Here is a 14,447-nt window from a genome sequence, read left to right as displayed (position 1 = left end):
TTCAGGTTCAGTTTTTACCGGAGAACAACATGAGCCTGGAGTCGGTACAGCAGTTCTTTGCTGAGCATGCGCCGGATATCGAAATTATTGAAACGCCTGAAAGCACGGCCACCGTGGCGCTGGCGGCACGCGTTCACGGCGTCTCACCGGGGCAGATTGCCAAAACGCTGTCGCTGAAAGTGAAAGAGCAGGTGGTGCTGATTGTTACCCGCGGCGACGCGCGTCTGGATAACCGCAAACTGAAAGCCGCCCTGGGCGCTAAAGCGCGCATGCTGAGCGTCGATGAAGTGGTGAACTGGACCGGCCATCCGGTCGGCGGCGTCTCTCCTTTTGGCCTGGAAAACCCGCTGACCGTGTACTGCGATATCTCTCTGCGCAGCTTTGATGAGGTGCTGCCTGCCGCGGGCTCGGTGCGCAGCGCGGTACGCATCTCACCGCTGAGAATGGCGGAGCTGACCCATGCCACCTGGATCGACGTCTGTGAAGCGCTTTGAGGGCGCGGATATTATCGCGCCGCCGCTGTCACGTTTCAGAGCCGGGTCGGCAAACGGGTAAAAGCCTGTTCTAGCATATCCAGCAGCAGCGCATTATCAACGTGCTGGATGACATGCACCAGCGCCCCGGTTTCCGGCGGGATCCCCACATCGAGCCGCAGCGGTGGACGGTAACGCCAGCTCTTGCCGCGCGTTGCACCGGGACGCAGCTCGATATCCACGTAATAATCGGCGCCTTCCGCCACGCGCTGGTTCAGCAGCCAGGCGACCACCAGCGCATCATGGATCCAGCAGCCTGGCAGCCGCCGGGTCCGCATTGAGTAGTCGATCCAGGGGCCCAGCGTCTCGCGGATAAACTGCGTCAGCGGATGCGGTTGCGCCGTGATGCGTGCGAGATCGTCGCGGGTCAGCAGCGTCTGCGTGGTGGCGTCCATCGGCACCAGGGTGATGGTAGCACCGCTGTGCAGTACCTGATGTGCCGCCTCCGGATCGAGACCAAAATTGGTATCTTTGATGTAGTCATCAAGCGCAAAGACGCCGCCCATGATCACAATCTCCGCTACCGCTTCAGCCATCTGCGGATAACGCTGCAGCGCCTGCGCCACATTCGTCAGCGGCCCGATAGCGACCAGGGTAAACTCTCCCGGGTTATCGCAGATCAGCTGGCCCATCACGCCGGCAGCGTCATTGCCGTCCGCCGCCATCACCGCTGGCTGACGCACGCCCTGCCACAGCGCGGCCAGCGCCGGGTCGGCCAGATTATCCAGACGCGCCCGCCACGGCAGCGGATCTTCGCGCAGCGCCTGCAGCGCCCCCTGCACCACCGGAATATTCAGCCCGAGACGTTTCAGCAAATCTTTTGCCACGCGCGCGCCCGTCGCGCTGGGCGTGTTACCGGTGACCGTGGTAATCAGTTCCGGCGACAGCGCGGGTGATGCCAGTGCCAGCGCAATCGCCAGTCCGTCATCGGTATTTGCACCTGCGATGCCATTCCCCGGATCGCAATCAATAATCACTCTTTTCATAATGTTTTATCGTTATTGTATTTAAGGCTGCAGGCAGCCACAGGATTCGCCGGTTTCGATGTAGTGCGGCAGCTCGGCCATCACCCCCTCCTCCGGCTGGTTTTTCAGCATAGCAATAGCGCGCTGCGCCAGCTCAGACAGCGGCTGTCGCACCGTGGTCAGCGAAGGCACATGAAACGCGGCCTGCGTGGTACCGTTGAAACAGACCAGCGCCACATCCTGCGGCACGCGGATCCCCTGCTCGGCAAACGCGCGAATACAGCCAATGGCCTGGCCTTCGTTACTGGCAAACAGCGCACGCGGTACGCGACCGCTGGCGATCATGCGCTGCGCCGCGTCGTAGCCGCCCTGCCGCGAGTAATCCGCCGGGAAAATCAGGCTTTCATCCACGGGCAGCCCCCGCTCCTGCATCGCATCACGCCAGCCCTGAATACGATCCTGAGCGTTAAACATCGCCGGCGGGCCGCTGATCATGCCCACCTGCTGATAACCGTGACTCAGCAGATGCCGGGTGACATCACAGGCCGCCAGCCGCTCGTTCATGCTCAGCACGCTGACGCCGGGCCGCGGAGTAATGCGATCCAGCATCAGCAGCGGTGTTCCGCTCGCCTGCACCACATCAATATAGGGATGACGATCGACGCTGTTATAAAACAGTCCGTCAATCTGACGGTTAAGCATGCCCTGAATCAACTCCAGCTCACGCTGACGATCGTCACCGGCATCACCCAGCAGCATGATATGGCCGTGGTTAAGCGACTCCTGCAGCAGGACATGCGCCATGGAAGCAACAAACGGGTTCGCAATGTTCGGCACAATCAGACCAAAAGTTTTGGTGGTGCCGGAGGCCAGCGCGCGCGCTACGGCGTTAGGCCGGTAGCCCGTCTGCTTAATGGCAGCCAGCACCCGCTGACGGGTCGCTTCCGCCACCGGGCGCGGCCCGTTGTTGATCACATAGCTGACCACGGCTACCGAGGTGCCTGCGACGCGGGCGACATCGGTACGGGTAACATTTCCGCCGGGAGATTTTGCCAAATTAGCCTCAATATAAATGCCGCTGGCCGGATTCACCGGCCAGCGTTATGTCAATGGTACTGCCTGCAGCTGCGCGTCAGATGGCATCCTCCGGCAGATTAAGGTCGCGACCGCGCGTTTCCGGTGCGACAAACGTCGTCAGAAATCCGATAGTGGCCATCGCGCTAAAGTAAACGGCGATTGGCCACCAGTGGCCGGTCCATGAGAGCAGCGCTGCCGCCACCAGCGGCGCAGTGCCGCCAGAAAGAATCGACCCCAGCTCTTTTGCCACTGCCATTTTGGTATAGCGATGCTTCACGCCAAACATCTCGACGCCCCAGGCCGCCTGTACACCAAATATCCCCAGCGAAGCGAGCGCCATTCCTGTAACGATGACAGCAATAATAATTGTCGGATCGCGGCTATCCATCAGGCTGAAGGCGGGCCACGCATAGATCATCAGCAGCAGGCAGAAACCACGATAGGTAATGCGGCGACCAAAACGATCGGAGAGCCAGCCCGCAAACGGAATAATCAGGAAGCCCAGCAGCGAGGCGATAAACACCGCCGTGGTCGGTACCGACTTATCCAGCATCAGCACTTTTGCGACATAGCCGACGATAAAGCCCTGAGCCAGGTAAGAGGGACCATTTTCACCGATGCGCAGACCCACCATGGTCCAGAACGCCCGGGTTCGCTGCCAGACGCTGCGGCTGTCAGTTTCAATATGCGCCCGGGAGAGCGTCTCGCTGCGCTGCGCCTGCAGTTCAGCCTGCTGACGCTCAAACACCGGCGTTTCGCGCAGATGGCGGCGGATCCAGAGCGCCACTACGGCGATCAGGACGCTGCTCAGAAAAGGAATACGCCAGCCCCAGGCCAGCAGACTCTCTTTATCCATCTGGATCACCGCCAGCCAGACCAGAGAGGCAATCAGCGTGCCGCTGTTTGATCCCAGCGCGATCACGGAAGAGACCAGGCCGCGTCGCTCAACCGGGGCATACTCGCCCAGCATAACGGTGCCGCCAGAGAGCTCCGCCCCCGCTCCCAGCCCCTGCGTAAAACGCAGCAGTACCAGACAGGCAGGCGCCCAGAGTCCGATTGTTGCATAAGACGGGATCAGGCCAATCAGCGTGGTTGAGGCGCCCATCAGGATAATCGTACTGATCATCACGACTTTGCGCCCTTTGCGATCGCCAATCCAGCCAAACAGCAGCGCGCCTATCGGGCGGGCGATAAAGCCGACTGACCAGGTGGCAAAGCTTGAGAGCAGCGCCATAGCGGGTGTCGCTTCCGGAAAAAAGATGTCGCCAAAGATGATACCTGCCGCCAGGCCATACAGCGCAAAGTCGGCATACTCCATTGCCGTACCGAGCCAGCAGGAGAAGGTTGCGCGCCAGAAATCTTTGCGGCCAGCGGGAGTTTGCAGCCGTTCATCAGCTGCGGTGAGGTGAGGTGAGTGCTGTGCAGTGGGATGATGTTCCGTCATAACCCTTTCTCTTAGTGAAGTGAAAACAGTAAACGCCCTTCCATGGGTCTGTTCCCTTGCTTAAGCAAGCAGAACGTCCCGGTGACGACGTTCGACAGGCAAATCCTGAAAGATCAGTAAGGAATTCCCTGGTGTTGGAATTCATCTCTCTGCTGCGTTTCGCCGGTGTTTAATTCACCGATCGTATTAGCACAGCAAATGTAACATGTTCATTTCAGGGCCGTAGCCGCGTCTGGCACCGTGAGTTATCACTGGGGAGACAGTCTATCTACGCGCGTAGATAAATCAAGCGGCAAAACGAAAATTAGTTAGATTATTTTGACTATCCTCCCTGATTAATACCAAAAAAATACGAGAATTCAGGTAATTGCATGCGTTTTAATTAAGCAAAAGCCGTATTAAAACGCAGCAACGGGTATCCGTAATTTATCAATAGCTGCGCAGTGCCTGCTGACGCGCCGCCTTTATGCCACCTGCAGATGACAATGAAATGACAGCGGCTGCCTCAGCTCAGCGTAAAATAACTTAACGCCTCACAGCCTGTGCCCGCCTGCGGCGTGGCTATCACCTTTCGTTGCGCCAGATCGATAACGCTTAACGACCCATCGCCTTCATTCGCGATAAGCAGCGTGCGGTTATCCTCACTGAAACAGCCATCCCCTGGCCGGCACCCTACGCGCAGAGTACCTGAGGGATTTAGCAGATCGTCAAACAGCGTAATCAGTGATTCATCATGCCCAATCGCAACCAGCCGTTCGCCACTGGCACTGAACCGCACAACCTGGCAGGGCTGCTGGTGGCCGGCCAGCGTAATGCGCTGCCGGACCCGGTGGCTCTGCCGATCGATCACATAAAGCAGCGGTGCGTCGGCGGCGCTGGCGACCAGATAAGGATGTCTGGGCGAGGCAGCAATACCGGCTATCGGACCAGGCAGCAGAATGTTATCAATGACGCGGCCTTCTGCCTCACATAAATCGATTACTGTGATGCTGGCGTCCTCTTCATTTTCCGTAAACAGCTTGCGTCCGCTGGGGGAGAGCGTCAGCCGGTGCGCGTTATGTGAAGGCAGCGGTATGGTTTTCTCTACGCGATCGGTGTGCGGATCGATGACCGCAACCGCCGCGCTGTTTTCACAGCAGAGATAGACTTTGCCGTCACGCCCCAGCTGTCCGCTGTGCGGCGACTGCAGTGGCGTAAGGTCGATAAAGCCGCTGATCCGGCGCTGACGCAGATCGATAACAGCGACTTTATGCCCGGGATAAGGATTAGCGCCGTGCACGCCGCTGCCATAGAGCGGGACATAGGCTTTTTCCAGTGCGGGCAGCATCAGCAGCTCGTGCGGGCGCGGCGGAAACGCATTCAGCTCCTGCTCAACGGCAAAGCTTTCCGGATGCAGAAACAGCACCCGATTCCCCTGTTTATCAACGGCTATCAGACCGCGGGCAGATGACTGCATAATGACTCCTTAAACAGAATGCCTGACTAAAGCGTAGCTAAGCTGTATGACGAAGGTAAATTTCGCTCTGATACCAGACTAAAATCCAGCAGGGATAAACGTTCATTTCTCACCACAATTTTCACATTCCCGCACTTCAGGCTGCACGCAGAGAACGATCTTAGGATTAATCCTGGCGGAAAAAAATAAACTGTGAAATTCGTCACGCTGTTATTTTGTTAAATTTTTATTGTTAACGGCAGCTTCATTTTCCGCTTTATCTGAAAGAGAAAAAAAGGATTAGCGCAATCGCAAAGAATGTTTTATTAAGCTCATTGTAATACTTTTACACACAGCCCCCGTAAGGAAACATAAGAGCGCCTAAGGCGCCAGCATCAGGGACTCCTTGCCCATAATCACAATAATCAGGTGCATCATGTCAAAAAAACGTCTTCAGCCGGCGCGCGCGCTCTGGCACAACTGGAAAAGAATAGCGTTTACCGGTCAGTCATTACTGCAGAAAAAACAGCATAATGCGCTCTGCGCGCCGGAGTATGATCCCAGCGAAGAGGACAATATCGTGTTACTTTCTGGTGAGAAGACGTTGCCAGATATCCCGAAAAAAGTATGGCTGTACTGGGATACAGAATATTTACCAAAATCGTTACAGGCGAATATTGCTAAAATACGCCGCGATAATCCTGACCACAGCGTTCACCTGTTAAATAAATATTCTGTAAAAGAAGTCCTGCCCGATTTTATATTTACTTCAGCGCAATTAACGGCGCAGCAGAAAAGCGAAGTGATCAGGCTTGAGCTGTTATTACGCTACGGCGGCATCGCTATCGACTGCGCTGCGCTGCTGTTTGAAGATCTGAGCTGGGTACACAGCGCCCATCAGGAACGTCCGATGGATGTGATCGGCTATTATTGCGAACGCTCAACGCTGAATTATCTCGCACCTGTTATTGAGAACTGGTTCCTTGCTGCTGCACCAAATAATCCTTTTATTCGCGAATGGCAGAAGCAGTATGCGCCCATCAAGCATCAGGGTGAGCAGAGCTTCTTTAACGAAATGCGCAAGCGTGATGACTTTTCGCTGCTGACGCAGAGAATCGCTGAACCGGCACAGCAGCCGGGCGCGCTGGCGCAGCAGGCGGCCATGCGCGAATACCGCCGCGTTAATCTCTTTCTGCGTAAATGCGAAGCCAGCGCCTTTTACTATCAGCGCCTGAACAACTGGAAAAGCGACGCCTTTACGCATGCCATTCTGTTTCATCAGCGCCCGCATACGCCGCCGCCGGTTATTAAGCTGGATGGTCACGCACAGCTGCATCTCGACTTTAACCTGCGCCTGGGGAACTACAACCGCAGCAGCCTGCTGGGCGCAATGATGCAGCCTGCCGCACCGCTCAGCGTGGCGCTGCCCTCACCCGTTAACAAAGCGAGCGCGTAGCCAGTGAATAAAGGTCGTCACCGCACGCGGCACCTGTGCCGCGTAAGGGCGCACCACCCAGAGGCGGTCGGCAAAGGCGTCGACCGCCTGCCACGATGAGAGTACCGGCTGCAGCGCGCCGCTTTCCAGCGCTGCGCGGGCGCTGAAATCGGGCAGCATGGCAATGCCTGCCCCCTGCAGCGCGGCGTCCCGAATCGACTCGCTGTTATTGGTGGCGAAATTTCCCTGAATTTTTACCGTCAGCGTTTCGCCGCCCTGATGCGACTGAAAGCGCCACTGCGGCGCATCGGGACCGCGCGGATACCACAGGCAGTTATGCTGAAGCAGCGCGTCCGGCGTCTGCGGCACGCCGTGCTGTGCCAGATATGCGGGGGAAGCCACCAGCAGCGCGCGCGTGGCGCACAGAGGCAGCGCGACGTGCGTTTCCGGCAGCGACTGACTGTGGCGGATAGCGAGATCAAACCCCTCCCCGCCGAGTGACACCAGGCGGTCGGTCACATCCAGCTGCAGGCGCACCTGCGGATATTCCCGCAGAAAGTCACCGATAATCGGCACCAGCTGCTGCCGGGCAAACGCCACCGGCGCGCTGATGCGTACCTGTCCGCGTACCGGCCCCGCTTCATCACGCACGCGATACACGCTTTCCGCTATCCGGGTAAAGGGTTCACGCAGCTCGCCAGCCAGCTGCTCACCGGCTGACGTCAGCCGCACGCTGCGCGTGGTGCGCTGAACCAGAGCAACCCCGGTCAGCGCTTCCAGCTCTTTAATTTTCTGACTCACTGCCGCTTTACTGACATCCAGCCGCTCAGCGGCGCGGGTAAAACTGCCCTGCTCCGCCAGTACCGTCAGCCAGTAAAGATGTGTCCAGAGCGCTTCGGTTTTCATCGACTTACCCGCCATTGTTCAAAATAGTGAACAATCATTTTATCGCAGACGCTTTTTCTTTGCGCGTACAGCGGGCAGCATAGCCTCACATAACGCGGCTTTAACGCCACTACTGCGAGGGTTTACCGATGCCACTACTCACTTTTGATCTGATTCAGGGCCGCTCTGAGGCTGAAGTTCGTACACTGCTGGATGCCGCCCATCGCGCCGTCCTGACTGCATTCGGCGTGCCTGAGCGCGACCGCTATCAGATTGTTCACGAAAACAAAGCTTATCAGATGGTTTTCCAGGATACCGGGCTGGGCTTTTCGCGCACGGATAATCTGGTGATGGTGCGGGTTTACACCAGCCCGCGCAGTGAGGCGCAAAAAAGCTGTTTTATGGCAGAGCTGGCGCGCGAGCTGCGTGAAAGCTGCGGCGTGCAGGGCCACGATCTGATGATAAGTTTTATCACCAACAGCAAAGGTGACTGGAGCTTTGCGCACGGTGAAGCGCAGTATCTTACCGGTGCGTTATAAGCCACAGTCTGCCTGATACGCTACCGCCGCCGCGCTTATCATCCCGCCTGGCGGCACGATTCCGAATGTACCGCACAAATCCCGCCGGACAAGTTGCAGCCCGGTGACAGCCAATATAGATTGACGCAAAACCCCTGAGAGGGCGCGCGGCCGCTGGCGCTGCGCTATTCATCTATCGTGAGGATTTGCCGTTGGCATTGCTTTCAATCGTGCTGTTTCTGACCGCCATCATCATTTACGCCTCTAAAGCCGGACGCAATACGTTCTGGTTCAGCCTGATGCTGCTGTTGCTGACGCTGTTTATTGTGCTGAATGCAACGCTGTTCGCCAGCAACTATTTTACCGGTGACGGCATCAATGATGCGGTGATCTACACGCTGACCAACAGCCTGACCGGCGCCGGCGTCAGTAAATATGTGGTGCCCGCTATCGGGCTGATTATTGTGCTGTTTCTGCTGTTCTGCTTTCTTTCATGGATTTTGCGCCGCCATAAACGTCCGCATCATCTCGGCTGGAGCCTGCTGGCGGTCGCCTGCGCCGCCGGCTCGGTGCAGACCACGCCGGCGTTTCGTCAGGTTAAAGATCTGATTGCGTCGCACGCGCACGCGGGCGACTCCGATTTCGCCACCTGGTACATCACGCCGCAGAACCGTATTGAACAGCCCGCGCTCAACCTGGTCTATATCTACGGCGAGAGCCTGGAGCGCACCTATTTAAATCAGCAGGCTTTTCCCGACCTGGCGCCGGAGCTGAGCCGCGAGCAGGCGCAGAGCCTGGATTTCAGCAATACCGCGCAGCTGCCCGGCACCGACTATACCATTGCCGGCATGGTCGCCTCACAGTGCGGTATCCCGCTGTTTGCGCCTTTTGACGGTAACGCCTCAGCCGCGCTCTCCAGCTTCTATCCGCAGAGTCTCTGCCTCGGCGATATTCTCAAAAACAGCGGCTATGAGAACTGGTTTATTCAGGGCGCCGATCTGCGCTTTGCCGGCAAAGATACTTTTCTGCTTTCGCACGGCTTCGCCGCATCGAATCTCTATGGCGCGCAGGAGCTGAAAAGCCGCGTGGCCGATCCCGACTACCGCAACAACTGGGGCTTTTACGACGACACCGTGCTGGACGAGGTGTTTGAGAAGTATGCTGAACTGTCGCAGCAGAACAAACGCTTTGCCCTGTTTACCCTGACGGTGGATACCCATCATCCTGATGGCTTTATCTCCCGCAGCTGCCAGCGTAAAAGCTATCAGTATGAGGGCAAAATGAACCAGTCATTCAGCGCCGTCGCCTGTTCACAGGAGCACGTGGCGCGGCTGATTGAGCGTATTAAAGCTTCGCCGTGGTTTAAAAACACCGTCATCGTCGTCAGCTCCGATCATCTGGCGATGAACAATACCGCCCACCCCTATCTGACGAAGCTGCCGCGCCGCGATCTCTTTATGGTCATTCGCGGCGATCGGCCGCAGGCGGAGGTGCGCGATGCGCCACGCAGCACGCTGGATAACGGCGCCACGGTGCTTGAGATCCTCGGCGGTGACAAGGCGCTGGGACTTGGCCGCAGTTCACTCTCTACGCCGTCGCTCTCCACGCAGTTTGACGACATGGCGAAAAAGGTCAGCAGCTGGAAAGCTGATATTGTGCAGCTGTGGAATTTTCCGGCCAGCATGAAAGAGTTCACCATCGACCAGCAGAAGAATACCTTTACCTTCTCCGGCGCCACGTTCCGCCTGCCGATCCTGTTCCGGCTGGGGAATAAGCAGGTTGAACCACTGCCGGAGGGAGAGTATGCCGCGCCGCTGCGCTATCAGCTGGCCGATTTTGCCGCGAACGACAAATTTGTCTGGGCCGACCGCTGCTTCAAAATGGCGCGACTCTGGAAGCCGGAGCTGGCGCTCTCCACCGATCTCTGCCTGGCGATGGGCCAGATGGGTGGCCAGCCCAGCGTGGTGCGTATCGATCTGCCGCTCTGGCACGGCAAAACGCACTTTCCGCCGCTGCGCGTCAGCCCGGAAACCTGGCGGCTCAACCAGCAGCAGATCCGCATTGAGGATAATGACATTCGCTACGATGCCGACAGCTTTGTGCTGAACGTGCCGGGCGCTCCGCACAGCATCCGGCGCTTTAGCGGCATCTCGCGCCCGGAGAGCTGGGGGCGCTGGTCCAATGCCAATCTGGCTCCGGAGGTGAATATTGAGTATGCCGAACCGCTGCCGTCGCGGTTCGATCTGGTGATCACCGCGCGCGCGTTTGGTGCCAATGCGCAGCAGCCGATTCCGGTACGCGTAGGCAGCGAGGAGCAGGTTCTGCGGCTGGACGATAGCTTCTCCACCACCACGCTGCACTTCAGCAATCGCGACGGCAGCCATAATCTGGTGATTGTGCCACCGGCGCCGCAGCTGTCGAATCAGGACAATATTGTGGGTCAGGCGCCGCGCAAGCTCGGCATTGGCATGGCGGAGATCCGCATCGTGCCACGCCCCTGAGAGCGGGCTCAGTCGCGCGGGCGCAGCGTCTCCAGCCGCTCCCGCTGCGCACCATCGGCGCTGAAATTATCCGGCGCCAGCCAGCGCTCAAAGGCGAGCTTTAATACCGGCCAGTCGCCATCGATAACAGAGAACCAGCAGGTATCGCGGCTGCGGCCTTTATACACCATCGCCTGACGGAACACGCCTTCGGGCTGAAAGCCGAGCCGCAGCGCCGCCTGGCGCGACGGCTGATTGCAGCTGTCGCATTTCCATTCGTAGCGGCGATAGCCGAGCTGGTCAAACGCATACGCCATCAGCAGAAAGTGCGCCTCGGTGGCCATGCGGGTACGCTGCAGCAGCGGTGAAAACACCACATATCCCACTTCCATTACGCCGTGCTGCGGCTCGATACGCATCAGCGCGAGCGTACCCACCGCCTGCCCGCGCTGCATGTCGATTACGGCAAAATGCAGGTAATCGGGATTGTGCTGGCAGGCGGCGGCGAACGTCAGCCACTCACGCTGCGATGCCGGACGCTCCACGGGCAGCCAGGTCCAGCTGCTATCGTCCGCGGCGTGCGCATGCGCGGCGCTGAGATCGGACGCGTGGCGTGACGCATCCAGCGGCTCAAGGCGGCAGTAACGCCCCTGAAGCGTGACGCGCTCCGGACGCGGACGCGGCTGCCAGTCAGGCAACGCACTACCCGTCGGCTGGCCAAACTCATTAACGGTCGGGGCCATCTTTTCTGCCTCTGAAATAAAACAGGCGGACCCGGTGGCCCGCCTGCTGGCGTTATCCTTTAAAGAAGATGTCGCCCGATTTGCCCATCACGATTTTGCCGCTGTCATCGGTGATCTGAATATAGTTGGCGTTGATGTAAGCCCAGTGTGCACCAGCCTGCGGAGCGGGCAGATGACGCGCCTGCCAGTCAGTGATGGTGTACTCTTTTTTGCGATACTCTTCCGGTACCACATCGCCGACCTTGTGCTCTTTGTAGTCGATGATAATGGTGTGCAGATTGTAGTTGTTGGCGGCGGAAGGCTGCTCGCCGGTGCCGTTGTTAGACGGGCGAACCGGCGCGTCATCGCCTGATGCAGCAGGTGCCTGAGCGGCTGGCGCATCGGCGTCTGGCACCGGCGCGGCATCAGGGGCCTGCACATCCGGCTGCTCTACCTGAGGCGGCATCGGCACGCTATCGGTCTGCTCATCCGCTGCCAGTGCAGCTGGCGTCAGGCTGAGCGCGCCCAGAAACAGGCCGGCAGATAAAAGGGTTACGTGTGTCCTGCGCATTGGTGATTCCCACTCTGATTAATAGTCTGATGTCCATTTACTGACAAGCGCACCGGGCCAATGGTTCCCGCTGCCGTGCGGCGCTCGTCGCGTCATGCCACAGCATACCTCAGCCTGGCCCGATTCAGGCGCGCTAAAATTGCAAATAATCGTGATAATGCCGCTATAATCGCGCCATGAGATGCGGGCCTGGCCCGTACAGAATATTACGTGCAGGAGAGAAGCGATGAATCAGGGGCCGTTAACGGAAAAAGAGCTGAACTGGCTGGATGACATGCTGGAGAAGTATGGCAATGCGCATTCCGTGGTGGATACGGCCGAGCTGGATGGGATGCTGACCGCCCTGCTCTCCGGCCCGAATGATATTGAACCCAGCGAGTGGCTGGTGGCGATGTGGGGCGGCCAGAAGCATATCCCTAAATGGGCTAATGAGCGCGAGATGGATCGCTTTATGACCCTGACCTTTCAGCACCTCAATGATATTGCGGAACGTCTGGCCGAGTTTCCGGAGCAGTTTGACCCGCTGTTTGGCCTGCAGGAGATGGAGGGCCAGGAGTTTACCGTGGTCGAAGACTGGTGTTACGGCTATATGCGCGGCGTCGCGCTGGACGCCGACTGGTCACAGCTGCCTGAACCGCTGCAGCCGCAGCTACAGGCGATTGCCCTGCACGGCAGCGAAGAGCAGCGTGAAGCGCGCGAGGCGCTCGATCCGGACGCGTTCGAAGCGAGCATGGAGGCGATCCGCCCGGCGGCGCTGGAACTGCACGAATACTGGCAGGCCGAGCGCATGGCCCAGCCCGATCCCGAGCCACAGCTGCCGTTCTTTGCCGGTGACAAAACCGGACGCAACGATCCCTGCCCGTGCGGCAGCGGCAAAAAATATAAGCAGTGCTGCCTGAATAAATAACCTGCGTTGGGGGGTATCGCGCCTAACCCACCCCGGACCGCATTAATGCGGCCCCTACGGGTATCGCGCTCCATCTTATCCCGGGTCGCATAAATGCGACCCCTACAACAATATCCACAAGGGCGCCATTTATGGCGCCCTGACCACATCGCGCATCAGCCCCATACAAATGCCACCACAGGGGCGCCATTTATGGCGCCCTGGCCACACCGCGCCCAATCCACCCCGGGCCGCATTAATGCGGCCCCTACGGATATCGCGCTCCATCTTATCTCGGGTCGCATAAATGCGACCCCTACATTGGTATCCGTAGGGGCGCCATTCATGGCGCCCTGGCCACACCGCGCACCTGACCCATATAAATGCCACCACAGGGGCGCCATTCATGGCGTTCTGGCCACACCGCGCACATGCCCCCGGGCCGCATAAATGCGGCCCCTACATTGGTATCCGTAGGGGCGCCATTCATGGCGCCCTGGCCACATCGCACACCTGACCCCGGGCCGCATAAATGCGACCCCTACAGCAATATCCACAGGGGCGCCATTGATGGCGCCCTGGCCACATCCGGCACATGCCCCCGGGCCGCATAAATGCGACCCCTACAATAATACCCACAGGGGCGCCATGTGCTCTGCAATCAGAGAGCGGGTCTGACGTCGCTGACCAGCACCGGCAGCTGCCAGGCGCCGCCGGCGCGGATGGCGCGGCACATGCCGGTGGTAGCGTCACTACTCTGTACAAAACTGCGGCCATCCCAGACCCATGCGGCGGTACTCCAGCAGTCGCCAATACCGCGGCCTTTCTGCGCTTCGCTAATTGCCCCGGCGTGATAATCGGAACCTGAGTCAGTGATCAGCTGTGGTGAACCCTGCAGCGCGCTATCCATCAGCCAGTAGCCATATCCTTCGTTATAGGCACCGCGCCAGCAGAGGGCGGCGATCAGCACGTGGTCCGCATCCACAGCGGTCAGCGTCGGCGGCTCTGCGCCTTCTTCCGGCTGATCGTCCGCCGGTGCGAGATTATCGCAGCTGTCATCATCCGTCAGCGTAGCGATAAGCGCCGGCTTGATCCGCGCCAGCTCCTGCGGCGTCAGCGGACGCGGCTTTGCCTCAACGGTTCTGGCCTGGATAATCACCGGCATGGGTACGGCGGGCGGCACGCTGCTTTCCGGCTTGCTGCCTTTACGCACCAGCGCACCCGGCGTGCCGATGCGCCCCTGCGCCTCATCCATTTTCAGCAGCACGGCAAAAGCGCCGTTTGCAGAGAGATCAAACGGCTCGACACCGCCACGGAACTCCACGCTGCCGCTGCCTTTAATGGCAGTGATAATCGACCGGGTCTGCGCATCGGTCAGCGTCCACTCATCGTTATCAGCCTTTGCCAGTTCACCCAGCGAGCGATCGTCAATCCAGAGCGTCAGCGTATCAACCTGCTTTGAGTCATCATCGCCGGTATCCGCCAGCACTACCCGG

The 14,447-nt window shown here is 58.7% G+C and carries 13 protein-coding genes; 5 read left to right on the top strand and 8 right to left on the bottom strand.

Translation table 11 applies throughout. From position 1 onward, the window contains the following. Positions 1–29: 29 nt before the first annotated feature. Positions 30–494: a YbaK/EbsC family protein gene (locus DBY66_RS09835; protein WP_071669106.1), complete on the top strand. Its 465-nt coding sequence runs from the start codon at positions 30–32 to the stop codon at positions 492–494. 35 nt (positions 495–529) lie between these two features. Here DBY66_RS09835 and DBY66_RS09830 read toward each other — a convergent pair whose 3' ends face one another. From DBY66_RS09830 to DBY66_RS09815, 4 genes are all read right to left on the bottom strand, one after another. Further along, positions 530–1,519, bottom strand: a complete 990-nt coding sequence (locus tag DBY66_RS09830; RefSeq protein ID WP_071669107.1) for a nucleoside hydrolase — start codon at positions 1,517–1,519, stop codon at positions 530–532. A 21-nt stretch (positions 1,520–1,540) separates the two neighbouring features. After that, complete coding sequence (locus DBY66_RS09825) at positions 1,541–2,554, bottom strand: LacI family DNA-binding transcriptional regulator (protein ID WP_108570010.1); 1,014 nt, start codon at positions 2,552–2,554, stop codon at positions 1,541–1,543. A 76-nt stretch (positions 2,555–2,630) separates the two neighbouring features. After that, positions 2,631–4,019 (bottom strand): MFS transporter, encoded by a 1,389-nt coding sequence (locus DBY66_RS09820; RefSeq protein WP_094110700.1) that lies wholly within the window; start codon positions 4,017–4,019, stop codon positions 2,631–2,633. A 505-nt stretch (positions 4,020–4,524) separates the two neighbouring features. Continuing rightward, positions 4,525–5,475, bottom strand: a complete 951-nt coding sequence (locus DBY66_RS09815; RefSeq protein WP_094110699.1) for a hypothetical protein — start codon at positions 5,473–5,475, stop codon at positions 4,525–4,527. A 415-nt stretch (positions 5,476–5,890) separates the two neighbouring features. Here DBY66_RS09815 and DBY66_RS09810 point away from each other — a divergent pair, with 415 nt between their 5' ends. After that, positions 5,891–6,910 carry a capsular polysaccharide synthesis protein gene (locus DBY66_RS09810; RefSeq protein WP_104085562.1) on the top strand — a complete coding sequence of 340 codons (1,020 nt, stop codon included), beginning with the start codon at positions 5,891–5,893 and terminating at the stop codon, positions 6,908–6,910. On the opposite strand, the gene DBY66_RS09805 is transcribed toward DBY66_RS09810, so the two are convergent. Then, a complete protein-coding gene (locus DBY66_RS09805; RefSeq protein WP_108569975.1) occupies positions 6,884–7,795 on the bottom strand; it encodes a LysR family transcriptional regulator in 912 nt (303 codons plus the stop codon). The two genes, DBY66_RS09810 and DBY66_RS09805, sit on opposite strands and share 27 nt — an antisense overlap. Before the next feature lie 128 nt (positions 7,796–7,923). Between DBY66_RS09805 and DBY66_RS09800 the strand changes: the two genes are divergently transcribed. Both DBY66_RS09800 and opgB read left to right on the top strand, forming a co-directional pair. After that, positions 7,924–8,313, top strand: a complete 390-nt coding sequence (locus DBY66_RS09800) for a tautomerase family protein (protein ID WP_071669111.1) — start codon at positions 7,924–7,926, stop codon at positions 8,311–8,313. 185 nt (positions 8,314–8,498) lie between these two features. Then, positions 8,499–10,793, top strand: a complete 2,295-nt coding sequence (gene opgB, locus DBY66_RS09795) for a phosphatidylglycerol--membrane-oligosaccharide glycerophosphotransferase (protein ID WP_108569974.1) — start codon at positions 8,499–8,501, stop codon at positions 10,791–10,793. Positions 10,794–10,801: 8 nt separating this feature from the next. Here the strand turns inward: opgB and DBY66_RS09790 are convergent, their stop codons facing one another. Continuing rightward, a complete protein-coding gene (locus tag DBY66_RS09790) occupies positions 10,802–11,515 on the bottom strand; it encodes a GNAT family protein (protein WP_108569973.1) in 714 nt (237 codons plus the stop codon). 52 nt (positions 11,516–11,567) lie between these two features. Beyond that, on the bottom strand, positions 11,568–12,065 hold the full coding sequence (locus DBY66_RS09785) for an RcnB family protein (protein WP_104085567.1): 498 nt from the start codon (positions 12,063–12,065) through the stop codon (positions 11,568–11,570). Positions 12,066–12,291: 226 nt separating this feature from the next. On the opposite strand from DBY66_RS09785, the gene DBY66_RS09780 reads away from it, so the two are divergent. After that, positions 12,292–12,972, top strand: coding sequence for a YecA family protein (locus tag DBY66_RS09780; protein ID WP_108569972.1), 681 nt, complete (start codon positions 12,292–12,294; stop codon positions 12,970–12,972). Positions 12,973–13,612: 640 nt separating this feature from the next. Here the strand turns inward: DBY66_RS09780 and DBY66_RS09775 are convergent. Continuing rightward, positions 13,613–14,447: DUF1176 domain-containing protein (locus DBY66_RS09775; protein WP_146745176.1), on the bottom strand; the 835-nt coding region annotated here is incomplete at its 5' end.

Source organism: Pantoea sp. RIT413 (genome assembly GCF_003057675.2).
Classification (GTDB): Bacteria; Pseudomonadota; Gammaproteobacteria; order Enterobacterales; family Enterobacteriaceae; genus Pantoea; species Pantoea eucrina.
Note: the sequence above shows the minus strand (reverse complement) of the source record. Positions and strands in the feature narration are given on the sequence as shown.

What these genes read in the sequence shown, in the direction of transcription:
- DBY66_RS09835 (WP_071669106.1), top strand. Translation starts at nt 30, where the DNA reads ATGAGCCTGGAGTCGGTACAGCAGTTCTTTGCTGAGCATGCGCCGGAT.
- DBY66_RS09830 (WP_071669107.1), bottom strand. Translation starts at nt 1,519, where the DNA reads ATGAAAAGAGTGATTATTGATTGCGATCCGGGGAATGGCATCGCAGGT.
- DBY66_RS09820 (WP_094110700.1), bottom strand. Translation starts at nt 4,019, where the DNA reads ATGACGGAACATCATCCCACTGCACAGCACTCACCTCACCTCACCGCA.
- DBY66_RS09815 (WP_094110699.1), bottom strand. Translation starts at nt 5,475, where the DNA reads ATGCAGTCATCTGCCCGCGGTCTGATAGCCGTTGATAAACAGGGGAAT.
- DBY66_RS09810 (WP_104085562.1), top strand. Translation starts at nt 5,891, where the DNA reads ATGTCAAAAAAACGTCTTCAGCCGGCGCGCGCGCTCTGGCACAACTGG.
- DBY66_RS09805 (WP_108569975.1), bottom strand. Translation starts at nt 7,795, where the DNA reads ATGAAAACCGAAGCGCTCTGGACACATCTTTACTGGCTGACGGTACTG.
- DBY66_RS09800 (WP_071669111.1), top strand. Translation starts at nt 7,924, where the DNA reads ATGCCACTACTCACTTTTGATCTGATTCAGGGCCGCTCTGAGGCTGAA.
- DBY66_RS09790 (WP_108569973.1), bottom strand. Translation starts at nt 11,515, where the DNA reads ATGGCCCCGACCGTTAATGAGTTTGGCCAGCCGACGGGTAGTGCGTTG.
- DBY66_RS09785 (WP_104085567.1), bottom strand. Translation starts at nt 12,065, where the DNA reads ATGCGCAGGACACACGTAACCCTTTTATCTGCCGGCCTGTTTCTGGGC.
- DBY66_RS09780 (WP_108569972.1), top strand. Translation starts at nt 12,292, where the DNA reads ATGAATCAGGGGCCGTTAACGGAAAAAGAGCTGAACTGGCTGGATGAC.